Source organism: Hymenobacter jeongseonensis, assembly GCF_015694725.1.
Lineage (GTDB): Bacteria > Bacteroidota > Bacteroidia > Cytophagales > Hymenobacteraceae > Hymenobacter > Hymenobacter jeongseonensis.
Genome location: NZ_JADQDQ010000002.1, coordinates 720,017 through 741,982, shown reverse-complemented (window position 1 = coordinate 741,982; position 21,966 = coordinate 720,017). Strand labels below are relative to the sequence as shown.

At 60.2% G+C, this 21,966-nt stretch carries 14 protein-coding genes; 9 read left to right on the top strand and 5 right to left on the bottom strand.

The window, feature by feature from the left end:
* Positions 1–49 precede the first annotated feature (49 nt).
* Positions 50–3,301, bottom strand: coding sequence for a PD40 domain-containing protein (locus I2I05_RS06675; RefSeq protein ID WP_196281438.1), 3,252 nt, complete (start codon positions 3,299–3,301; stop codon positions 50–52).
* A gap of 199 nt (positions 3,302–3,500) precedes the next feature.
* The gene (locus I2I05_RS06670; RefSeq protein WP_196281437.1) at positions 3,501–4,577 is read right to left on the bottom strand and encodes an NAD(P)/FAD-dependent oxidoreductase; all 1,077 of its coding nucleotides are present in this window, start codon (positions 4,575–4,577) and stop codon (positions 3,501–3,503) included.
* A 230-nt stretch (positions 4,578–4,807) separates the two neighbouring features.
* On the opposite strand from I2I05_RS06670, the gene I2I05_RS06665 reads away from it, so the two are divergent.
* The 5 genes from I2I05_RS06665 to I2I05_RS06645 all read left to right on the top strand — a co-directional run bounded on the left by I2I05_RS06665 (position 4,808) and on the right by I2I05_RS06645 (position 13,145).
* Positions 4,808–5,449 (top strand): MBL fold metallo-hydrolase, encoded by a 642-nt coding sequence (locus I2I05_RS06665; RefSeq protein WP_196281436.1) that lies wholly within the window; start codon positions 4,808–4,810, stop codon positions 5,447–5,449.
* A gap of 73 nt (positions 5,450–5,522) precedes the next feature.
* A complete protein-coding gene (locus tag I2I05_RS06660) occupies positions 5,523–6,221 on the top strand; it encodes a CDP-alcohol phosphatidyltransferase family protein (protein ID WP_196281435.1) in 699 nt (232 codons plus the stop codon).
* A 147-nt stretch (positions 6,222–6,368) separates the two neighbouring features.
* The gene (gene porU, locus I2I05_RS06655) at positions 6,369–10,406 is read left to right on the top strand and encodes a type IX secretion system sortase PorU (protein ID WP_196281434.1); all 4,038 of its coding nucleotides are present in this window, start codon (positions 6,369–6,371) and stop codon (positions 10,404–10,406) included.
* 53 nt (positions 10,407–10,459) lie between these two features.
* Positions 10,460–11,683 (top strand): type IX secretion system outer membrane channel protein PorV, encoded by a 1,224-nt coding sequence (porV, locus tag I2I05_RS06650; protein ID WP_196281433.1) that lies wholly within the window; start codon positions 10,460–10,462, stop codon positions 11,681–11,683.
* Between the two features lie 154 nt (positions 11,684–11,837).
* Entirely contained in the window at positions 11,838–13,145 is a 1,308-nt protein-coding gene (locus I2I05_RS06645; RefSeq protein ID WP_196281432.1) for a M16 family metallopeptidase, read from the top strand.
* A 152-nt stretch (positions 13,146–13,297) separates the two neighbouring features.
* On the opposite strand, the gene I2I05_RS06640 is transcribed toward I2I05_RS06645, so the two are convergent.
* Together I2I05_RS06640 and I2I05_RS06635 are read right to left on the bottom strand one after the other, a co-directional pair.
* Complete coding sequence (locus I2I05_RS06640) at positions 13,298–14,671, bottom strand: NAD(P)/FAD-dependent oxidoreductase (RefSeq protein WP_196281431.1); 1,374 nt, start codon at positions 14,669–14,671, stop codon at positions 13,298–13,300.
* A gap of 108 nt (positions 14,672–14,779) precedes the next feature.
* Positions 14,780–15,469, bottom strand: coding sequence for a carboxypeptidase-like regulatory domain-containing protein (locus tag I2I05_RS06635; protein WP_196281430.1), 690 nt, complete (start codon positions 15,467–15,469; stop codon positions 14,780–14,782).
* Between the two features lie 103 nt (positions 15,470–15,572).
* On the opposite strand from I2I05_RS06635, the gene I2I05_RS06630 reads away from it, so the two are divergent.
* From I2I05_RS06630 to I2I05_RS06615, 4 genes are all read left to right on the top strand, one after another.
* Positions 15,573–15,962: an ArsR/SmtB family transcription factor gene (locus tag I2I05_RS06630; protein WP_196281429.1), complete on the top strand. Its 390-nt coding sequence runs from the start codon at positions 15,573–15,575 to the stop codon at positions 15,960–15,962.
* Between the two features lie 55 nt (positions 15,963–16,017).
* Positions 16,018–16,335: a (2Fe-2S) ferredoxin domain-containing protein gene (locus tag I2I05_RS06625; RefSeq protein ID WP_196281428.1), complete on the top strand. Its 318-nt coding sequence runs from the start codon at positions 16,018–16,020 to the stop codon at positions 16,333–16,335.
* Positions 16,336–16,450: 115 nt separating this feature from the next.
* Positions 16,451–17,674, top strand: a complete 1,224-nt coding sequence (locus I2I05_RS06620) for a BamA/TamA family outer membrane protein (RefSeq protein ID WP_196281427.1) — start codon at positions 16,451–16,453, stop codon at positions 17,672–17,674.
* A 273-nt stretch (positions 17,675–17,947) separates the two neighbouring features.
* Positions 17,948–19,234 carry a glycosyltransferase gene (locus tag I2I05_RS06615; RefSeq protein ID WP_196281426.1) on the top strand — a complete coding sequence of 429 codons (1,287 nt, stop codon included), beginning with the start codon at positions 17,948–17,950 and terminating at the stop codon, positions 19,232–19,234.
* Positions 19,235–19,435: 201 nt separating this feature from the next.
* Here the strand turns inward: I2I05_RS06615 and I2I05_RS06610 are convergent, their stop codons facing one another.
* The gene (locus tag I2I05_RS06610) at positions 19,436–21,892 is read right to left on the bottom strand and encodes a S9 family peptidase (protein ID WP_196281425.1); all 2,457 of its coding nucleotides are present in this window, start codon (positions 21,890–21,892) and stop codon (positions 19,436–19,438) included.
* Positions 21,893–21,966: the final 74 nt, after the last annotated feature.

The window sequence follows — 21,966 nt, the reverse complement described above, 5'->3', positions numbered from 1 at the left end:
CGCTGAGCCTGTAAGCTCAGCGGGACCTTCTCTACTCCTTTGATACCGCTTAGAAGTCGTATCCAAGGGTGAAGTAGAATTTGGGCCCTTTGGTAATATAATTTTCCTGCCCCCAGGCCACATCCGCTTTGCCATAGAAGCCCAGCAGCGTGGAGCGTGCGCCTACGCCGTAGCCCACCAGGAACGGGTTGCGGAAGTTGATAACGGTAGCGGAGAAGAAATTGCCGTTGCCGCCGGTTACCTCGGTGTTCGACGAGTTGTCCGTGCCAAACGGATTGGTGCCGCTGTAGGCGGTGCCCGCATCAACAAAGCCGGTGAGCTGCAGATTGCGGAAGAAGCCGGAATAAATGGGCTTACGGGAAAAGTACTGCACAATGGGGATGCGCAACTCGCTATTGAACAGTACATAGCGCGGGCCGCTACGGGAACTGTAATCGAAGCCGCGCAGGTTGGTTACAAAGTCCTGGTTGAACACCTGGTCCGGAGCATCATAATTCATCGGAAAGCGGGCGTCTTCGTAGTCGGCGTTCAGCCAGTTGTCCATGCCGCCCAAGCGGAAGAGCTGCTGCCGCGGGCCAAAAAACTGCCCGTAGCTGGCTCGGTTGGCCCACACAATCGAACGGCTGATTTTCTGGTAGTGCCGCAGGTCAATCACAAACTTGCCGAAGTTGAGGCTCTTACTGTCCAGGTTGTTTTGTTGCTGCACGCTGGCTTTCAGCCGCGTGCCGGTCACCATGTTCACGCCGGTCGCAATGCTGTTATCGAACACAAGCTCGCCGTTATAGCCAATGTAGCTGGAGCTCTCGTCGTCTTCGGTCGACACATCGCCCAGCCGGGTGCGCGAGATGTTGACGAACCGGGGGCCGCCGCGTACGCTCAAGTTGTGCGTGAGCGGGTAGGCAATAGTGGGCGCTATTTCGTGGCGCCCGTAGCGGAAGCGGCCGCCGTTGATATCAAAGAAATAAGCTTGTTTCTGATAAGCCACGCCCCAGTCGTAGCGCTTGGTGAGGTTGGTGTAAGAGGCGCGGATGTTGCTGGTGCGCAGGTCAAACAACCCGAACAAACTGGCATCAATGCGCTGATTTTCCAGCACATCGGTCAAGGCAGCCTTGAATTGCAGGCCCATGCCCAGCAGCGGGTCTACAAACAGCGCGCTCGAAACGTTGTCGGCCATAAAGCGGGTGTCGTACCGGAACGGACCGGAAAGCGGGGCGTCAGCTTTGGCCTGCGCGGCCGCCGAAGCCGCCGTGGGCGTCAGGCGCCGCCGCTTGGTCTGCGAAGGCTGCGTCGGCTCGTCTTCCTCAAACTGATAATCACTCGTGTTTACGGGTTGCCCAGCCTTGGGAGCCGCGGGCCGGGGGACAGCGGCAGAGTCAGCCGGACCCGCAGTATCCGAAACCAGCGGGGAAGCTGGCACGGGCGCCGGCTTGGGAACGGCAGCGCGCGGTGCGGCCGACCGGTCTTCTAGGGTTTGCTGGCGAGCCGTTTTGGTGAGGGGCAAGCCCGTGGGCAGCGGGTAAGTCGGGTACACATACAGGATGTCGCGGGCCTGGGCCGGCGCCACAAACACCAGCCCCGAGGTCTGCGGATGGTAGTCGAAATCTTGGGTGTTAGGCAACCAATTGGTCAGCAGCGTGCGCTCTTTGGTCTTCAGCGAGTAACGGTACAGGGCCCGCACGCCGCTTTCTTCGCCCAAATACAGCACCTCGTCGTCCGAAACGGCGCGGGGCCGGGTCTCGTTCGAAATGGTGCTGACCATCGTCTCAACCGGCGTGGGGCGCCCGTCGAGGTGGTAAACAAACAGGTCGTAGTTGTTGACCACGTTCTGGAACGTGGCCGGACGGGCCTGCCCTGCCGAGTCGAGGTAGCGGTTCGAACTGAACACCAACCCCTGGCCACCGGGCAAAAACACGGGCTGGATGTCGTCGAATAAGTCGTCGGTGAGCTGTTCGGGCTTGCGACTGCCCGCCCGCAACAGGTAAATATCATTTTGGCCGTTGCGCACGGCACTAAATACCAAAGCTTTGCCATCGGGTGCGTAGCTCATGCTCAGCACCTGGTCGTACCCGGCAAACACCGACGCCGGCCGCGAAAACTGGATGGCTTCCCGAATTCGAGTAACCAAGCCGTGGCCGTCGGCATCGCGCAGGCGCAGGGCCATTTCGCCGCGCCGCACTTCGGCCGTGGCTACCTGGGAATTGCCCCGCCATGCCACCACGGGTAGCCGGGTTTCTACTTGCTGGTCAGGCGTTTTGTGACCTCCACGGCTGATGATGTGGCGGCCCGAGCCGTCGCGGTTCATCACCATCACGCGGTAGCGGCCCTGCTCGTTTTGGGCATAAGCCACCTGCTGCCCGTTGGGGCTCAGCATGGGCTGGGAGAATACATCGGCGTGGCGGTTGCGGCCACTCTGACTGAATTTTTTGTCGGGCTCAACCAGCGTGGCCACGGGCTGGCCGTTGAGCTCTCGGTAGTACGTCAGCCAATCCTTCATAAACACCTTGAAAGGCACATTCAGCGACGAGCTGATGCCCACTTCCACGTCGCGGGTGATGCGCGTCAGGTTGAGGATGTTCTGGATGGTGGTGTAGCCGTAGCGCTCGGCCACGTAGTTCCAGATGCTCTGACCCGCTAGCGTGGAGTTGCGCAGGAAAAACGGGGCCGTGCGGGTACCGGTGGGGTGCTGCTTGCTCATGTCGCGCATGAAGCCGTCCATGTCCACGCTCCAGCCTTCGGCCGCGTAAGCGGAAGCCCCGCCGATGAACCAATTGGGCAGCTGTAGCAAGTAGCTGCTTTGCAATACCTCTTTTAGCGAGCCGCCGTACATCATGTCGTTGAGCAGCACCTGCGTAATCTGGGTGCTGAGCTCGCGCTTGAACTCGGTTTCCTGCCCGGCGAAGGCAATTTGCACCTTGCTCATGCGGGCCAGCGGGGTTTCGCCCCCGTTCACCTGCTGCTGGGTGGCCGTGAGGCCGATGTTGCTTTGCCGCAGGTCGCCCACCGAGTTGTAAAACAACAGAGTGGTTTTGGAGTAGGGGTAATAGCCGATGAGCGCCGTGATGCGCTGGAGTTCTTTCTCGGCGTACTCGGCCGCCCGGCGGGCGCTGGGCTCGCCGCCGTCGTAGTACATTATGTTGAAGTTTTGGGTGCTCAACTGCTGCCACCTAAACTGCTTGTGCTGAATGCGAACGCGGCCAAACGGCTCCTGCGCCGTTTGGGCCCGCGCCGCCGGCGAAACCAGCAACGGGCAGAGCAGCGCCAGAACTCCCAGCGTGCGTTTCGCGGATAGTAGAATGTTCATAGTACAAGCAACGAGCAAAGACAAAAATTAGTCCGCTAAAACGCTAAAAATATTCCGAGTCCCCGGCCGCTTGCAGTCCGGTCTGCGGGCCGCTGAGGAGCGGTGAAGTAAAGGCAATTGGTACGAAATTGTTCCAAAGTCATACGTCGGCAAGGCAAACGAGCGGCAACTGAGTAGCTGCCGCTTTCCTAACAGGCCGTCAAGCTACGCCAACCGATTGCAGCGTGTTGTAGCGCTGCAAGCTGACGTCGGGCCAGATGTCGGCGTGTCCGTCCAGCCAGTCGGCCAAAAGCACGGCCAGCCGTGGGGCCAGCATCACGCCTTTCGAACCGTAGCCGCCGCAAAAGCTCAGCGCCGGCACTGTGGGGTGGGGTCCCAGTAAGGGGCGCCGGTCGCGCACGGCCGGCCGCACCCCGGCTTGCTGCCCCACAATGGCGAACGACAACTCGGTGATAACGGACAAGCGGGCCGCTAGTTCCTCGCGCGCCACGGCGGTAATGCCGTCGGCAAAAGGCGGCCATCGGTACGTGGCACCCACCCGGAACCGCGTCCCGCCCACAGGCACCACGTAGGCTCCTCGGTTAAGCACCTGCGCCGAACTCAAGCCGGGGCACTCCACGTCCAGTACCTCGCCCTGGTTGGGCGTTAGGGGCAGCCAGTGGAAGTAGGGGTTGCGCACGGCCGCCGCGCCTTCGCAGCAGATGACGTGCCGGGCCCGGACTTGGCCGGCGTAAACGGCGCCGTCGGAGCTGGTGGCGAGTTGCGCCCAGTCAAACGTTTCGCGCCGCAACCAGCCCGCGCGCGTGCCTTCGACGGCCAGGGCAGCCAGCAACTCGCGCACGGCCACGTGGCCGCCGTGCTGTAGCCACGCGCCGCCGAAGGGAGCATGCGTGCCGGGCAGGCCCGGGTCGGTGGTATCGAAGCCGGCCACAAAATCGCCCCACGGGTGGTCGGCGCTGCGGGCTAACACGGCATTCTGCTCTTCGAGCGAGCTGAATAGTTTGAAAATGGGCGTTTCGCTGAAAAAAGACTGCTCGTAACGCTGCTCCAGTTCCCGGTAGAACGCGGCCGCAAAAGGCAGTAGCTCGGCCCCGCGCCACGTGAGCGCGAAGCGCTTGCCGGCCACGGGATTCATGAGCCCCGCCGCCACATTCGAAGCCGAATTGGCCTGGCCGGGGTCGTACACCAGCACCCGGTGGCCCCGCTGCCGCAACACGTAGGCCAGGGTAGCGCCCGCAATGCCGTGGCCGACTACCAGAAAGTCACAGTCTGTCATGGCTGGCAAGGTAAGGAATGCCGCGCTTACTCTATTCTCAAGGTAGGAAGAAAATACGGTGGCTGGGCGGCCCGGCAGTAGGCAGCCCACGTATCTGTAATTCAAAGGCGCGGCCGATGATGGCAGCGGTGGGCAAAGGTTCGGGTTGCTGTCTTGCATGAGCGACCGGGTCAATTCTTCATTCGACGCAGCGTCGTACCTTGCCGCATTGCTCAGAGACTCTATTTCACATGACTGTCGCCGGTTTTACCTTCAACGCTTTTTCCGAAAATACCTACCTGCTGATTGACGAAGCCACCCGCCAGTGCGCCATTGTGGACCCCGGCTGCTACGCGCAAGCCGAGCAGCAGGCCCTGCGCGAATACGTTGAAGCCAATGACTTACAGGTAGCGCTGCTGCTCAATACGCACGCGCACATCGACCACGTTCTGGGCAATCAGTTTGTGCTGAATACCTGGCCGGGTACCCCGTTTCTGCTGCACCGGCTCGATTTGGCGACGCTGCGCGCCGTGCCCACATATGCGGCCAACTACGGCTTCCCGCAGTACCAGCCCGCCGAGCCCACCGGCGAGTTGGTGGCCGGCCAGCCCGTCCGCTTCGGCGACACGGAGTTGGAGGTGCGGTTTGCGCCGGGCCACGCCCCGGGCCACGTGGTGTTCTACCACGAGCCCACGGCCACCGTCATCGGCGGCGACGTGTTGTTTCAGCGCAGCATTGGGCGCACCGACTTGCCCGGTGGCGACCATGCCACGCTGTTGCACAGCATCGCAACCGAGCTGATGACCTTGCCCGACGCCACGGTGGTGTACCCGGGCCACGGCCCCGCCACCACCATCGGCGAGGAGCGGCGCAGCAATCCGTTCTTGAATTAGAACAGCCGCCGCAACTACTTAAGCGCGCTGTCCTCTTTCGGCCCGCTCACAAATTTCTAACCCCATTCAACCCTTGAAAAGACACCTGCCCAACGCCATTACCTGCCTTAATCTACTGTGCGGCTGTCTGGCGCTGACATACATTTTTGCCGGGCGACTGGATTTGGGGGCCTGGTTTGTGGCCGCCGCGGCCGTGGCCGACTTTGCCGACGGCTTGGTGGCCCGGGCCTTGCGGGTGTCGTCGGCCATTGGCAAGGATTTGGACTCGCTGGCCGATATGGTGTCGTTCGGTGTAGTGCCGGGGGCCATCCTGTTTAAGTTGCTGACGTTGGATGCCAATCTGGCTACCGGCGTCCTGCAGTGGTTGCCCTACGCCGGGTTCACGGTGAGTATTTTCTCGGCCTTGCGGCTGGCAAAATTCAACAACGACACACGTCAGACCACTTCCTTTATTGGCCTGCCCACGCCGGCTTGCACGCTGGTGGTGGCGTCGTTGCCGCTCATTCTGGCCCACGACCAATTTGAACTGGCATCGATAATCCTCCATCCCGGCCTGCTGCTGGGCCTCACGGCGGTGTTATCGGGCCTGTTGGTGGCTGAACTGCCGCTCTTTGCCTTAAAGTTTAAAAACTTGCGCTGGGGCGACAACCGGCGCCGCTTTTTGTTTCTGATGCTAGCGGCCGTGTTGTTGCTGTGGCTGCGTGCGGCGGCGGTGCCGCTGGTGGTGCTCCTCTACGTGTTGCTATCGGTGCCCAAAACGGCGGCGCGGTAGAACTTTCAGTTTAGCAGTCACAATAAATGCATTATTTGGTTGTTAAGAAGCCACCGCCCGGTGAACCTGCTGACGCGCAATGCTGTTGCGGGGCCACCAAGTGGCAGGCCTTAGCAGGGGAGGCAGGAGTTCAATAACATAATGTGTATGCGTCCTTTTTTCCGCTTTATTGCTTTTGCGGGCTTATTACTTGGCGTTAGAATCCCGGCTCAGGCGCAGGCTGGCGGACCGGTTGTAGCCCATGGCATTGTCAAATGGGGCGGCTACACGGAGGTGCCTACGTTGGGTTCACGCAAGCAAAAAGTGCCCACTTTCAACGAAGTCCACCAGGCGCTGGACGACCAAGTGGGCTGGTATAGCCTGCGGCTGAACGGTGCCGTGGGCCAGGGCGAGCTGGTGAACATGGTGTACGAACCCTTTTCCGCGGCCGATGCCAAGCTGTTCAACGCCAGCAAGCTGCCCGCTGGCCCGGAGCCCAAGCTACAGTCCGGTACCGAAATGAAGCAGGTGGTCACCCACCTCAGCCTGCGCCCCGTGCGCCGCAACCCCCAAACCGGCCAGCCCGAACGGTTGGTGTCGTTCGATTACCGCTACACTGCCGGGGCAAGCACCACTGCGGCCCGCCGCACCGCCACTACCCGCCCCCACGCCACGAGTTCGGTGCTGGCATCGGGCGACTGGTACAAGATGGGCGTGAGCGAAAGCGGCATTTATAAGCTCGACAAAACGGCGCTGCTCAGCATCATGGGCGTGAGCAGCTTGCAAGGAGTCAACCCCAATAACCTGCACGTTTACGGCAACGCCATGGGCATTTTGCCCCAGGCCAACGCCGCGCCGCGCCCGGATGATTTGGCCGAAAACAACGTGCTGTTTGTTGGCAACGCCGATAACTCGTTTGATGACAACGAATACGTGCTGTTCTACTCGCCGGGCGCGCATACCTGGGAAGCAGATGGCGGCTCATTTCGCCATCGGAACAACATTTACACCGACACGACTTTTTACTTTGTGACGGTGAACAATACGGCCGGACGCCGGGTGCCGACGGCTGCCGCGCTGGCCGCGTCCAGCACCACGCCCACCATCACCACCTTCGCCTACCGGGCCTTTTACGAGCACGACCTGGCGAACCTCATGCACACGTCCGGGCCGGGCGGTTCGGGCCGCAACTGGGTGGGCGAAGGCTTCGCCGTGAACGCGCAACGGGATTTTGCTTTCAGCAATATTCCCGACCTGCTGCCCAACACGCCCGTTCGGGTCACGGCTTCGGTGGTGGCGCGGTCCAGTACGGCGAGTGCATTTCAGCTCACGCTCAATGGCACGGCCTTGGGAAGCCAGCCGCTGGATGCGCGGCCGAACTACGATTTTGGCGCCATTGGCACCGTGAGCGTGGGCACGAAGCAGCTGCCGCTGGCCAGCCCCGGCACAGAACTGCGGGTGGGCCTGACTTACAACAGCAACGACCCCGGCGCCAGCGGCTACTTGGATTATCTGGAAATCACGGCGCAGCGGCAGTTGCGGCTTAGCGGCGACCAGTTGGAGTTTCGCTCGCTGTCCAACATCGCCCCGCAGGCCACTAACCTATTTGAACTGGCCAATGCCACGGGAGCCGTGGTGTGGGACGTAACCAACCCCCGCCGGCCCGCCGCGCTGCCCCTGACTATGACAGGCAGCACCGCCCGCTTCGTGGCCACTTCAGATACCTTGCGGGAGTACGTGGCCTTTCAACCCGGCGGCGCCTTTGCCCGGCCGCGCGCCTTTGGCAAGGTGGCCAACCAGAACCTACACGCGCTAAACAGCGACCCCAGTGCATTAATCGACTTGGTTATTGTGACCTATGCTCCGTTTAAAGCGGAAGCGGTGCGGCTGGCCAACCACCGCACCAGCCACGACAACCTGCGCGTGGCCGTGGTGACAACTGCCGAGGTGTACAACGAATACGGGTCGGGCGGGCAGGACGTCAGCGCCATTCGTGACCTGATGAAGCAGCTTTACGACCGCGCCCCGGCCGGCAAACAAATGCAGCTGCTGCTGTTCGGCGACGCGTCTTTCGATTACAAATCCGACCCGTACAACAACAAGGACTTCGAGCCAACGTGGTGGCGGGAGCGGGTGCCATTCAAGAACGACACGGATTTCGACGCACACAATCAAAACTACGTGCCGACTTACGAGTCGCGTGAGTCGCTGGCCCCTTTCTACGGCGGCGCTTATGGCCAGGCCAGCTATTCCTCGGACGACTTTTATGCCCTGCTCGACGACAACGAAGGCGAGTGGGAGGAGCAGCGGCCCGGGAGTGAGTTGCTCGACATCGGCGTGGGCCGCCTGCCGATTCGCACGCCCAAAGGCGACCCGAAGAACACGGCCCAGGCACGGCAGGTAGTCGACAAAATCATCAGCTACGATGCGCCGGCGGCTTATGGCAAGTGGCGCAACCGCATTACGCTGGTATCGGACGACGGCAACGGGGACTTGTTTGTGGGGCAGGGTTCGGAGTTGATTAGCCGCGTCATCGAAACCAACCATCCGGAGTACAACGTGCACAAAGTGTACCTCGATTTGTATCCGCAGCTGGCAGTGCCAGCCGGCCAGCGCTCGCCCGAAGCCAGCCGAGCCATCGACCAATCCATAGAACAAGGGTCGTTGATAGTGAACTACCTGGGCCACGGCGGCCCCAAAGGCTGGACCGATGAGCAAATCGTAACTAACGCCTCGGTGCTAGCCCTTCGCAACCCCAATAACCTCACGTTTTTCACCACCGGCACGTGCGATTTCAGCACGTATGACAACCCCGATTTTAATTCGGCCGGGGAAGAGTCGCTGACGGATAACCCAACGGGCGGCGCCGTGGGCCTGTTTACCACCACCCGCGTGGTAGATGCTGGCCAGAACGCCAGTTTGAACCAAGCGTATTTCAATCGGGTGCTACGGCCATACAATGGTTCGATGCCCAGCATTGGGACGGTTATCATGCTGAGCAAAAATGATTACCCCGGCGTGGGGCAGCCCGGCGTTATCAACAACCGCAACTACGTGCTGCTGGCTGACCCCAGCATGACGCTGGCTTATCCCCGGCAAACGGTGGTGGTAGACAGCGTGCAGCAAATAACCAAAGGCGTCAGTGCGCCAGCCGATACCCTCCGCGCCTTGGCGCGCGTGCAGATGCATGGCCGCGTGCTGAACAACGGCGTGGCCAATCAGGCTTTCACCGGCCGGGCGCAGGTTACCATTTATGACAAGCCGACCACCGTGATGACCTTGGGCAACGAGGTTGCCGGCGACGCACGGGACGCGCCGCGGCCCGTGGTTATTCAGGAAAACGTGATTTATGCCGGGCAGGCCGAGGTGAAAAGCGGTGCCTTCAGCCTCACGTTTGTGGTGCCCAAGGATATAAATTACAACCTAGGCATTGGCAAAATCAGTTTGTATGCCTTTGACGGTACCAACCGGGTGGATGCGCACGGCTACCAGCGGAAGCCCGTGGGCGGGTCGGCTTCCAACGTGGAGCAGGACACCATTCCGCCGGTTATCACCTTGTTCATGGATGATGAGTCGTTCGCTTTTGGGGGACTTACGGGGCAGAACACCACGTTGCTGGCCACGCTCATGGACGATAATGGCATCAATGCCACCGGCGCGGGCATTGGCCACGACATTACGGCCGTGCTCGACAACGACCCCAGCAAGCTCGTGGTACTCAACGAGAGCTACGTGTCGAGCGTGGGCGACTTCCGCTCCGGCAAAGTCAACAACCCGTTCAAAGACCTGGCGCCGGGACCGCACTCGTTGCGCCTCAAAGCCTGGGACACGTACAATAACTCGTCGGAACGAACCATTGAGTTCATTGTGGCCAACGATGCAAAGCTGGCCCTTACGCATGTGCTAAACTACCCCAATCCGTTTGCTAACTCTACTACGTTCTTCTTCGAACACAACCAAGCCGGTGGCCAACCCGACAATTTGGACGTACAAGTCCAGATTTTTACCGTAGCCGGCCATCTGGTTCGGACCCTCACGGCCACGGTGCCCAGCACCGAGGCGCAGCAACGCAGCATTACCTGGAACGGCCGCGACGAATACAATGACCAACTAGCCCGCGGCGTTTACGTGTACCGGCTGAGCGTGCGCTCGCGGCAGAACGGCTCCACGGCCTCGAAGTACGAAAAACTCGTCATCCTCAATTAATCCGCTTTTATTTGTGCCCGGCCCGCGTTGGTTGGCCTTCTTTCCCTTTCACTATGCACCTTCCCTTTTCCCGTTCGCGCGTGGCGCTGCTAGCTGGCCTGATGTCCCTGGTGGGCACGGCGCAAGCGCAGCAGAACCAAAGCACCATCACCACGGCCGTGCCCATTCTCACCCTCAGCCCCGATTCCCGCGCTTCGGCTCTGGGCGAGGCCGGCGTAGCCACGTCGCCTGATGCCAACTCGGCGTATTTCAACGCGGGCAAGCTGGGCTTTGTGCAATACAAGTACGCTGCTTCGGCGTCTTATTCGCCGTGGCTGCGCAACATCACCGACGACATGAGCTTGTCGTATTTGTCGGGCTACGGGAAAATTGGCGAACGTTCCGCCATTGGCGCCTCGCTGATGTACTTTGATTTGGGCACTATTGACTACCGCACCGGCGGCAACCTGCCGGCCGGCTCGTTCAGCCCCAAAGAATACGCCCTCACCGTGTCCTACGGCCAGCAATTGACCGATAATTTCGGGGTGGGCGTCTCGGCGCGCTACATCCGCTCCAACTTGGTTGGGACCGTGAACGGCAACGACGCCCGGCCCGGCAACGCGGCCGCCGTCGATTTGGGCGCCTACTATTCCAAAGACGCCACCATTGGCACCGGCTTGTACAATCTGGCGTTTGGTGCCTCGGTTTCGAACATCGGCAACAAGATTACCTACAACGACGCCGAGAACCCCAGCTTCCTGCCCACAACCCTGAAACTGGGCACCGCCCTGACCCGGGAGATTGACCAGTACAACAAAATCACACTCGTGTTTGATGCCAGCAAGCTCCTAGTGCCCTCGCCCTACTACGAGGACGGTGTATTGTCGACCGACCCCAGCATTGTGGCCAAGAACCGGGAAATTGCCAACAAATCCATCGTAAGCGGCATCCTGGGCTCGTTTGGCGATGCGCCCGGCGGATTCAAAGAGGAGTTGCGCGAAATCAACCTCTCAACCGGCTTAGAGTACAACTACAACGACCTGCTGTACGCACGCGGCGGCTACTTTTACGAAGCCCCCGACAAGGGCGACCGCCAGTACGCCAGCCTGGGCCTGGGCGTGCGCTATCAGGTATTCGGCATCGACGGCACGTACCTGATTCCTACCGGTAATAACTCGCAGAATAATCCCTTGGCCCAAACCATTCGGATATCCCTGCACTTCAACCTGAACAAGCTCTCCGAAGCCTTCGACGAGAACGGTGCCGGTGGCACCAGCGGCGACGTCCCCTCCAACTAATTTGGTTGCTGAGGCGCTAAGGCGCTCAGGTACTAAACAAGAAACGTCATGCCCCGCTGCTTCGGCAAGCGGGGCATGACGTTCTTTTTACAACATATTTGCTGGTGTTCGGCAGCAGCAAATCAATACATTACGTAATCAGTAAGTCAATCTTATGCTCGACCGTACCGTTGCACCTCCCGTTCAGCCGCTGGCCCGCGTTACGCTGCCTGCGGCTGAGGTATTGTCTCTCCCCAGCGGCGCCCGGCTGCACGTGCTGGCCAATAATGCCCAGCCTGTAGTTCGTCTGCAGCTGGTATTCCGGGCCGGCAAAACGGCCGAGCCACGGCCCGGCCTGGCTTCCCTCACCGCACGCATGCTGCTGGAAGGCACCACCACGCGGACCGCTCGGCAAATTGCCGACGAGGTAGCCTTCTACGGGGCCTCGTTGGAGTGCGACGCGGGCTTCGACCGCTCCACGCTCACGCTTTATTGCCTTACCCGGCACCTGCCGGCGCTGCTGCCCCTGGTGAGCGATGTGCTCACCAACCCTGCTTTCCCCGAGGCCGAGTTGGAGCAGCTGAAAACCCGCACCATCCAGAACGTGCGGGTGGAGCGCCAGAAAACCAGCTTCCTGGCCTCCGAACGATTCAACGAGTTGCTTTTTGGCTCGCACACGCCCTACGGCCAGCCCTTCGACAGCGATGCCTACCAGGCCCTGACGGCGGCAGAAGCCCAGCAATTTCACCATACGGCGTATGCCTTGAGCAACGCGGAAATATTTCTGTGCGGCGATGTGGCGGCCGAGCAAGCCCTGGTTGCCCATGCGTTCAGTGTGGTGCCAGCGGGAGGCGAGACGGTGGTTCCGGTGCCCGCCGCCAGCGCGGCCACGGAGGCGGAAACAGCGGTTGACGTGCCCTCAAACCGCGTGGTGGTGGCGGGCAGCTTGCAGGCGTCGGTGCGCATGGGCCGCGATTGGCCCGCGCCTACCCACCCCGACACCCACCGCCTGAAGCTGCTGGTGAATGTGTTTGGCGGGTACTTTGGCTCGCGCCTAATGCGCAACATCCGTGAGGACAAAGGGCTGACTTATGGCATCTACGCCAGCGTAGCCCCGCGCGAGCGGAGCACCAATCTCATCATCGGTACCGATGTGAAAGGCGAAAGCGCCGACTTTACGGTGCGCGAAATAGAGATGGAAATGCGCCGCTTGCAGGAGGAATTGATTCCAGCCGACGAACTGGAAACGGTGAAAAACTACCTGTTGGGCAAGTTTGCCAACGAATTATCGACTGTTTTTGAACAGTGTGATAAGTACAAAACATTAGTTTTCATGAATCTGCCCAGCGACTACTACACGGAGTTCGTGCAGCAAACCGAAGCTGCCGACGCAGAAACGTTACAAAAGCTGGCTCAGCAGTACCTAACCCCGGCGGCCATGAAGGTGGTGATTGCTGGCCCGGTAGAAGGCCCTGCTGACTAATAGGTTATCTGAAAGTGATTTGACTGAAATCCCGATTCCTTCAGTCATGCTTCGACTGCGCTCAGCATGAACTGAGAGGCTCAAAAATGTAAAAAGGCCCGAATCTGCACAGATTCGGGCCTTTTTGTTCCGAAGCCTTTGCCACGGAAAAACTACGCCGGTGTCTGGATAGCTGGGGGCGTGGGATTGTATTCCGGCGTGGCGGTGCGGTGCTCGGCGCTTTTCTTGCCTTTGTCGTCCTTCACATCGCGGCGGCTGAAGGGGCGGATGATGAGCCGCAAAGCCTGGTCGGAGCTGAAGTAGCTGAAGGCCCAGTCAACGAACGCCACCACTTTGTTGCGGAAGCCCACCAAGGTCATCAAGTGGACAAATAGCCAAGTGGCCCAGCCAAAAATGCCGTTGAAGTGCACATTGCCGGGAAGGTCGACCACGGCTTTATTGCGGCTCACAATGGCCATGGAGCCTTTGTTGGTGTACACAAAATTCTTGGGCGTTTCGCCGCGTAGCAGGCGCTGGAGGTTGTCGGCCAACTGGTCGGCTTGCTGCTGGGCCACAGGCGCGAGCATGGGCAGGCCACGGGGCATGTCGTCGGTCACCATGTTGGCCAGGTCGCCAATGGCGAAGATGTTGGCGTGGCCTTCCACCTGGTTCCACTGGTTCACGGTCACGCGCTTGTTGCGGGTCACCACCTCGGCGGGCAGGCCGGGTACTTCGGCACCGTTCACGCCGGCTGCCCACACCAGGTTTTCAGTGGGAATAAACTCCGTGTCGGAATAATAGGCCCGGCAGTGCTCGAAATTCTTGATAGACGTGTTGAGTAGCACTTTCACGCCGAGTTCGTCGAGGTAGCGCTTGGCGTCGGCCTGCGAGGCGGGCGACATGGGCCCAAGCAGCGCCGGACCGGCTTCGACCAGAAATATCTGCATGGCCCGCAAGTCCAACTCCGGATAGTCTTTGGGCAGCACGTGCTTGCGCATTTCGGCCAGCGAGCCGCTGATTTCCACGCCGGTGGGCCCGCCGCCTACCACCACGATGTTGAGCAGGGCCTGCTTTTCGGCGGGGTCTTCGGTGAGCAGCGCCTTTTCAAAATTCTGAAAAATGAAGCTCCGCAGGTTCAGCGCATTCGGGATGCTCTTAATCTGCATGGCGTTGCGCTCGATGCTTTCCAGGCCGAAAAAATTGGTAAGCGAGCCGGTGGCCAGCACCAAGTAGTCGTACCGGATGTTGCCCACGCTGGTCGTTATCGTGTTGCTTTTTGGGTCGACGTGCTGCACGTCGGCCATGCGGTAGAAGAAGTTTTTCTGGCCCGAAAAAATCTTCCGGATGGGGTAGGCAATGCTGTCTGCCTCCAACGCACCGGTGGCCACCTGATAGAGCAGGGGCTGGAAATTGTGATAGTTATTGCGGTCGACCACCACCACCTGCACGGGCGCGTGGCGCAACGATTTGGCCAGACGCAGGCCGCCAAATCCGCAGCCAATGATAACCACGCGCGGCTGAGCCGAAACGGGAAGGTTCGTATCCATGAAATAAAGCAAAAGGTAACCCTTGCTTTACCCGGAAAGCCCTCAATATGTTGCCGCTAAAAAATCATATAAGCTAATCGGCCACGAATGTGAAACGACAGCGCACTCCTAATAATCGTCGTTGTTCTTTTTCTTGAATTCCCCTTTTTTCACCTGCTCCACTAGCTTCAGCCAGCTGAAGGGGTTGAGCAGCGGGTTGTTGGAATACTGGTTGGGCGCCATGCCCATGCGCAAATCGTGGCTGTACTGCTGCCGGTCCATGGTTTGGCGGAAGTTGGCCACCGCGCCCATGGGTTGGGTCCGGAAAATGCGGTTCATCAATTCGGCGTTCAGGTTGGCGGCTGCGGCGCTGCCGCGCTCGGTGGGCAGGTTCAAAGCCAGAAAGGCCTTTTTGAAGTCGCGCTCGGTGGTGTAGGGAAACACGCGAACCTCCTCCAGCATGGTGGCGTCCTCCCGCAATCGAATGATAACCGAATAGCTCTGGCGTTGGAAATCAGCCGGAATTACAATGGTTTCGTTGGCGTAGCCCAGCGAGCGGATGATGACGCTGTCGCCGGCCAGCACGGCCATCGAGAAATAGCCGTAGGCGTTGGACGCCGTGCCGCGGCCGGCCTGGGGCACGTAAATGCTCGCGCCGGGCACCCCGAGCAGGCTGTCGCCGCTGGCCACAATGCCGGTGAACTGAATGACCTTGCGCTTGCCCTGGGCTTGGGCCGCAGGCGCTGCCAAGAGCAGCACGCCCAGCAAGGCCACGGCAAAAAATAAGGAGAAGCGACGAAGGCGCAGGAAATCAGGCATGTTTAAATAGGGGCGTATGACAAATATACGACGCCGGGTTCGGGGCCGATAGTAACTTTGGACGGAAAGAAACGAAGGTGTTACGCCCCTTCCCAGACAGCAGATGCGCTTGAAACATTTCACGGTTGCTTTTGGTCAGCAACTTTTTAAATCTTTGGGCGACGAAAGCCGGGTGCGCATCCTGCATTTGCTGTGGCGCAACCGCGAAATGGTGGTGGCCGACCTGGAACAAGTGCTGGATTTCACCCAGACCAAAACGAGTAGGCAATTATCGTACTTGAAAAATGCGGGGTTGGTGAGCGTGCGCCGGCTCGATAACTGGATGTACTACTCGCTGAAGGAAGAGGCGGCGGAATTGCTGCAGGAGTTGCTTGGCTTTATGGAGAAAGACCCGCAATTGCTTCAGGACCAACAGGTGTACCAAACGCTGTGGTCGAACCGCGAGTTGGCCGCGTATAAGCTGCAAAACCGGCACTGGCACGGAGGGAAGTAACTGGCGGTGGCCGCCGACAGCAACCGCCCGCGACCCGCCCGCTATTTATCGCTTCATGGACAACGACCGTCGTTTTTTTGTATGCACCAATCAGAAATCCGGAGTAGGGGAGGCCGTGGCCAAATCCCTGAAGAAGGAGCTGAAAGTGCAGGGACTGAAAAAGCTGCTCAGTGGCGGCGACCGCCAGCGCGTGCGCGTGCAAACCTGCAATTGTTTGGACCTCTGCAAACAATGCAAAAAAGGCCCGGGTGCGGCCCTGATTGTGTATCCCGAGGGCACAGTGTACGGCAACGTGCGTCCCGCCGATGCCGAAGAACTTGTGGCAGAGCATCTGGGGCGCGGGCACGTGGTAAAGCGCTTGCGCATCGATTAATCAGCGAAACAGGGAATGGGAATGCAGGACTTGGCCAACGGCATCAGGACATTAGGCCAACCGTAGACGGGAGTATTGCGTTGTTAGCTCAACTCAAAGTTTTTACTCCTTACACATGCGCTTTCCCTTCGCAGCTCTGGTGCTGACCGGGCTGACTTTTGCCGCCATTGCCCAACCGGCCGCGCCCGCGGATTCGGTTATTACCGCCACTTCTACTACGGTTCCGGCGCCACCGGTGGGCTTGCGCGCCCCTCAGGCCGATGGCAAGCCCAAGCGCCTCACCATCCTGCCCATCCCGGTTATCTTCTACCAGGCCGAAACCGGCTTGGGCTACGGCCTGGGCGGCCTGCTCAGCGGCCGTTTCTCCGACGATACCCTCACGCGGCCGTCCAACATCCGGGTGCAGTACTGGCAAACCCAGAAGAAACAGTCGCTCATTCAGTTGGTGCACACGGTGTATACGCCCGGCGAGAAGTTCTACCTCAACGGCGAAATCAGCGCCTACGACATCTTGCTCTATTACTACGGCACCGGCCCGGGTAGCAGCAGCAACGACGAGTCGGAAACGGCCTACAAGCTCTTTATTGTCAACCAACGCGTGCAGAAGCAAGTGGCTCCCAAGCTGTTCTTCGGCGCGCAGTACCGATTCACGGGCTTGCGCGACCTTGAAATCCCCGCCGGAACGGTGGACGGCGTGGGCACCAACGTAAACGTGTTTCTGCGCGACCCGCGCGTGACGCCCCGCCAGCGGGAAAACACCCGGGTTTCGGGCCTGGGCCCGGTCATTACTTATGACACCCGCGACGTGCCCTTGGCGGCATTCCGCGGTAATTTGCTCGATGCGAGCGTGATGTTCAACGGCTCCGGCATCGGTTCCGATTACCGGTTCGTGCGCTACCAGCTCGATGCCCGCCACTTCCAGCCGGTGTTTTCCGAGCGCACCATCCTGGCCATGCAGTTTCTGGGGCAGTTCCACACCGGTGATGTGCCGTTCCGGGAGCTAGCCGGTGTCGGCGCCAATCTGGGCGGCACGCTCTACAACAACGCCAACCTGATGCGCGGCATCTACGAGCAGCGCTTCCGCGACCGCCAGATGATAACCTTCCAGGCCGAGCTGCGCCAAAAACTGTTCTGGCGCATCGACGGGGCCGTATTTGGCAGCGTCGGCAACGTAAGCAACTACATCGACAAATTCAGCCTCAATCAAACCAAGTACGCCGGCGGGGCGGGCATCCGATTCAACTTCATCCGCCGCGACCGGCTCAACCTGCGCCTCGATTACGCGGGCGGCACGGGCAGCAAGCCCGGCATTCTCTTCGCCATCGGCGAAGCGTTCTAAGTCGGCTTGAGTCGCTAATATTTCCCGAAAAGACTCCTCTGCTTACAGAGGAGTCTTTTTTTGTTTGGCCTTCTCTGAATAATTGCCTTTCGGCTGTTCTATTGCCTGTTTAACTGCTGGGATTGTAATATATTTTGGCGCCGTTCACGCTTTTTAAAGCGGTTGGCTTTCAGAACAAAAGTCTGTTGGCACGGTTGAGAATAAGTAGAAACCGGCGCGCTGGGAATAAGCGCAACACTATCTTTATAATAGGGCCTGACGTACACGATTCTGATGAATCACGCTACGCCTGCCCGCTTTCTTGGCTCTCACGAAGCCACCGCCTCTACCCCGTCTTTACTGGCCTGCTCCCCCCTTGCGGGCCCGCGCCGCGGGCGCGATGCGGCGCGGTTGCATCGGCAGTTGCCGCCACCCCGCGCCGGGCTGCAAATGTGCGTCATCATCCCCGCGAAAGACGAAGTGCTAAACCTGCCCGCCACCCTGGCGGCATTGGCCAGCCAAACCGATTTGCACGGCCGCCTCTTGCCCGCTGGCTGTTTCGAGGTGATTGTGCTGGCCAATAATTGCACCGATGCCACGGCCGCCGTGGTGCGCCAGCAGGCTCAGCGTTTCCCCCATGTAGCGCTGCACGTAGCCGAGCTGTGCCTCTCGGCGGCCAAAGCCCACGTGGGCCGCGCCCGGCGGTTGCTCATGGATGAAGCCTGCGCGCGCTTAGAACAAGTGGGTGCCCCCCTGAATGGCATCATCGCCAGTACCGATGCCGATACCTGCGTGGCCCCCGCTTGGCTGGCCGCCATTCAGGCCGAAATAGCGGCCGGCGCCGATGCTGTGGGCGGCCGCATCCACACCGAAATCAGTGGGGAAGAAGAACTGCAGCCGTTGCGCCGCCTGCAAACCCACGACACCGTTTACCGCCTGCTGTGCGCTCGGCTCGAAGGCTTACTCGACCCCAACCAAGTGGACCCGTGGCCGCGCCACCACCAGCATTTTGGCGCCAGTCTGGCGCTCACCGTCCGCGCCTACCGCCTAGTGGGTGGCTTGCCCGAAGTTCGGTTTCTGGAAGACGAGGCTTTGTGCCAAGCCCTGCGCCGGCACGATTTGCTAATCCGCCACAGTCCCCACGTGCAAGTCCTCACCTCGGCGCGCCGCGAGGGGCGGGTGGAAGTGGGCTTGTCGTGGCAGCTGCGCGAGTGGCTAAATATGAGCCGCCTGCACCGCGAGCCGCACGTGGAAAGCCCGCGCCAACTAGCCGCACTGTGGCGGCTGCGCCGCCAGCTCCGAACGTATTGGACCAGCGGCCCTGCGACGGAGAGCGAAGCAGTGGCCGCCATCGCAGTCCGGCTTGGCTTGGCCGCCTCAGTGCTGCTGACCCAAATCAAGCAAGCCGCTACCTTCGGGGAGCTGTGGGAAATGGTGTTGGCTACCGCCCCGCGGGCTGTTATGGCGCTGGTACCATTGTCGCTGGCCCTGCGGGAACTACCGCTACTCATCAAACCGGCCCAAGAAGCTTGCCGCCCAGAGCCCGCTTCCTGCGAATCAAGCCTATACGCAGTGCGCTAGCGCAAAGAGTCAAGCCAATTCTTAACTCAAATCGCCCGTCATCCTGAGCGCAGCGAAGGACCTTATCAAGTCAGAACAAGTCGTTCCAGCATGATAAGGTCCTTCGCTGCGCTCAGGATGACGGGCGATTATAAAAATCTGATTGTCAAATATTTGAGATAGATGAATTATTCTTGACTTACTCAATTCTTGCGTGGCTTGTTACTTCTCGGTTTTGAGCCCAGCAGGTGGCGTGCCGCCGGGGTTTAGATTGGTTTCGAAGAGCTTGAGAATGCGCTTGTACTCGTCGGTCCAGGAACTGGGCTCCACAAAGCCGTGGTCTTCAACGGGGTACACGGCCAGCTCCCAATTCTCTTTTTTGAGTTCGATGAGGCGCTGCGATAGGCGCACGATGTCCTGGAAGTGCACGTTGGTGTCCACCATGCCGTGGCACATGAGCAGGGCGCCTTTCAAGCCGGCTGCGTAGTTGATGGGGGAGGAGCGGGCGTAGGCAATGCTGTCCTGGTAGGGTTCGTTGAGGATGTTGTCGGTGTAGCCGTGGTTGTAGTGAGCCCAGTCGGTTACGGAGCGGAGCGCGGCCCCAGCTTTGAACACTTCCGGCTGGGTGAACATGGCCATGAGCGTGATGAAGCCGCCGTAGCTGCCGCCGTAGATGCCGATGCGCTGGGGGCTCACGCCGTACTTTTCGGTGAGCAGTTTGGCGCCGTCCACGTGGTCGGAGAGGTCCTTGCCGCCCATGTAGCGGTAGATGCCCGTGCGCACGTCGCGGCCGTAGCCCGACGAGCCCCGGTAGTCAATGTCCAGCACGGTGTAGCCGCGGTCGACCAGCAGGTTATGGAACATGTACTCGCGCGAGTATTGGCTCCACCACTTGTGCGCATTCTGCAGGTAGCCCGCGCCGTGCACGAAAATCACGGCCGGGCCCTGCGCTTGCGGCGTAGCCGGACGGTACAAGCGGGCGTACACGTCGACGCCATCTTGCGCTTTGATGGTAATCAGCTCCGGGTCGCGCCAAGGGTAGGCTTCGAACTCGGTGGTGGTGGAGTGCGTGAGCTGGCGCATGGCGGCGGCGGGCCGGTTGGGCATCACGTACAGCTCCCAGGGCTTGTTGGCGTAGCTGTAGCGCACGGCCAAGGTTTTTTCATCGGGCGAGAGCGTGACTTCGCTGGCCCCGGGCTTGGTGGTGATTTGGGTGAGGGTGCCGCCTTCCAACGGCATCCGGAAAAACTGCTGCTCGCCGGGATTCGTCTTGTTGGTGATGAGGTACCAGGTTTTCTTATCCTGGCTGAGCTGGGCCTGCTGCACCTCAAACTTGCCGCTGGTGAGGGCTTTTTTCTGGCCCGTGGTCACGTCCACGGTGTAGAGGTGGGAATAACCCGACTCCTCGCTTTGGAACCACACCCGGCGGTTGTCGGCCAGCCAGCCCACGTTGCCGGCGCCGTTGCCAATGCCGGGGCCGCTAATCCAGGCCTCGTCGCGCTGCCGGTCCAGGAGGCTGATTTTTTGGGTGGCCGGGTCCAGCGATACCAGCCACCGGTCTTTGTTGTCGGCGGAGCGCATCACCAAGAAGGCGCGCTGTCCATTGTCTGACCACACCGGGCGGAAGGGAATTACCCGGCGGGTTTCGGTGGGCTTCTTTTCCTTCTTGGCTTTGGTGCTGTCGGCCGGCAGCGGAGCTTTGGCCTGGAGCTGATACTCTTTCCGATACGCCGGCAACTCGTCCAAGCCCTTCAGTTCTTTATAGCCCAGCACAAATGTGGTGTCGCGCCCAATGTCGTACAGGCCCATTTCGTAGGTCGTTTGGGTAGAGCCGACTTTGGTGCGGCTCGAAATGTCTTCCGTAAAGCCCGACGCCGTGACAAAGCTGGGCACGATGGCAACTTTCTGCTTGTCGGGCACTGCCTGGAGCGAGTAGGTCACAAACCGACCGTCGGGGCTGAGCTGCAGGTCTTCTACCGTTTTAGAGCCCAGGTAAATGGCTTTGGGACGCAGCTTGGCCAGGGCTTTTTGCTGCTTTTCCCGGGCCTTCACGTCCTGGTCGCGCTGCCGGATTACTTCAAACAAAGCCAATTGCTCGGCTTTGAGGAATTTCTCGGCTGGGCTCAGGTCGGCTCCCGCGGGCCGGGGTCCGCGCCGGAAATCGGTGCGCTGGGTGGTTTCGCCGGTGGCGGGGTCCCAGGTAAAGAGGTTGCCGCCGCGCGTGTAGCTCACCACGCGGTCGAGCAGGGCGAAATCGGCCTCCGTTTCCCGTTCTGCGGTATTGGTGACGCGCCGGACTTTTTGAGTTTTTAAGTCCAATAGATAAATGTCGCCGTCCTTCTCATACACCTTGCGCGTGTGGCGCTGGTCGTACTGCCCGCGGCTGGCCGGCAGGGCCCGTTGTTCGCGCAGGCTTACTTTTTGGGGCTTGCCACCGCCTGGCGCCACACTATAGAGCGAGTCGCGCCGCGCCTTTTCGGGGTTCCAATTGAAGTAAATGCGTTTGCCATCCTCGCCCCAATACACGCCGGATGGGGCGGCGCCCACCCACTGCGCGGGCTCGCGCATTATTTTTTCAACAGTTAGCTGGGGCGAAGTGGCCTTTCCGGCGGTTGGAGCCTGGGCTTGTGCAGCTACTGGCAGTACCAGTGGCAGTGCGGCAAGAAGAAAAAAACGCATAAATGAGGCAGTCAATGGAGAAACGCAACCCAAGAAAGACGGCAGAGTGGCCCAAGCCACGCCCGCCGTGCAAG

Coding starts and splice junctions, on each gene's coding strand:
- I2I05_RS06610 (WP_196281425.1), bottom strand. CDS start 21,892: ATGCGTTTTTTTCTTCTTGCCGCACTGCCACTGGTACTGCCAGTAGCT.
- I2I05_RS06615 (WP_196281426.1), top strand. CDS start 17,948: ATGAATCACGCTACGCCTGCCCGCTTTCTTGGCTCTCACGAAGCCACC.
- I2I05_RS06625 (WP_196281428.1), top strand. CDS start 16,018: ATGGACAACGACCGTCGTTTTTTTGTATGCACCAATCAGAAATCCGGA.
- I2I05_RS06635 (WP_196281430.1), bottom strand. CDS start 15,469: ATGCCTGATTTCCTGCGCCTTCGTCGCTTCTCCTTATTTTTTGCCGTG.
- I2I05_RS06640 (WP_196281431.1), bottom strand. CDS start 14,671: ATGGATACGAACCTTCCCGTTTCGGCTCAGCCGCGCGTGGTTATCATT.
- porU (WP_196281434.1), top strand. CDS start 6,369: ATGCGTCCTTTTTTCCGCTTTATTGCTTTTGCGGGCTTATTACTTGGC.
- I2I05_RS06645 (WP_196281432.1), top strand. CDS start 11,838: ATGCTCGACCGTACCGTTGCACCTCCCGTTCAGCCGCTGGCCCGCGTT.
- I2I05_RS06665 (WP_196281436.1), top strand. CDS start 4,808: ATGACTGTCGCCGGTTTTACCTTCAACGCTTTTTCCGAAAATACCTAC.
- I2I05_RS06620 (WP_196281427.1), top strand. CDS start 16,451: ATGCGCTTTCCCTTCGCAGCTCTGGTGCTGACCGGGCTGACTTTTGCC.
- I2I05_RS06670 (WP_196281437.1), bottom strand. CDS start 4,577: ATGACAGACTGTGACTTTCTGGTAGTCGGCCACGGCATTGCGGGCGCT.
- I2I05_RS06675 (WP_196281438.1), bottom strand. CDS start 3,301: ATGAACATTCTACTATCCGCGAAACGCACGCTGGGAGTTCTGGCGCTG.
- porV (WP_196281433.1), top strand. CDS start 10,460: ATGCACCTTCCCTTTTCCCGTTCGCGCGTGGCGCTGCTAGCTGGCCTG.
- I2I05_RS06630 (WP_196281429.1), top strand. CDS start 15,573: ATGCGCTTGAAACATTTCACGGTTGCTTTTGGTCAGCAACTTTTTAAA.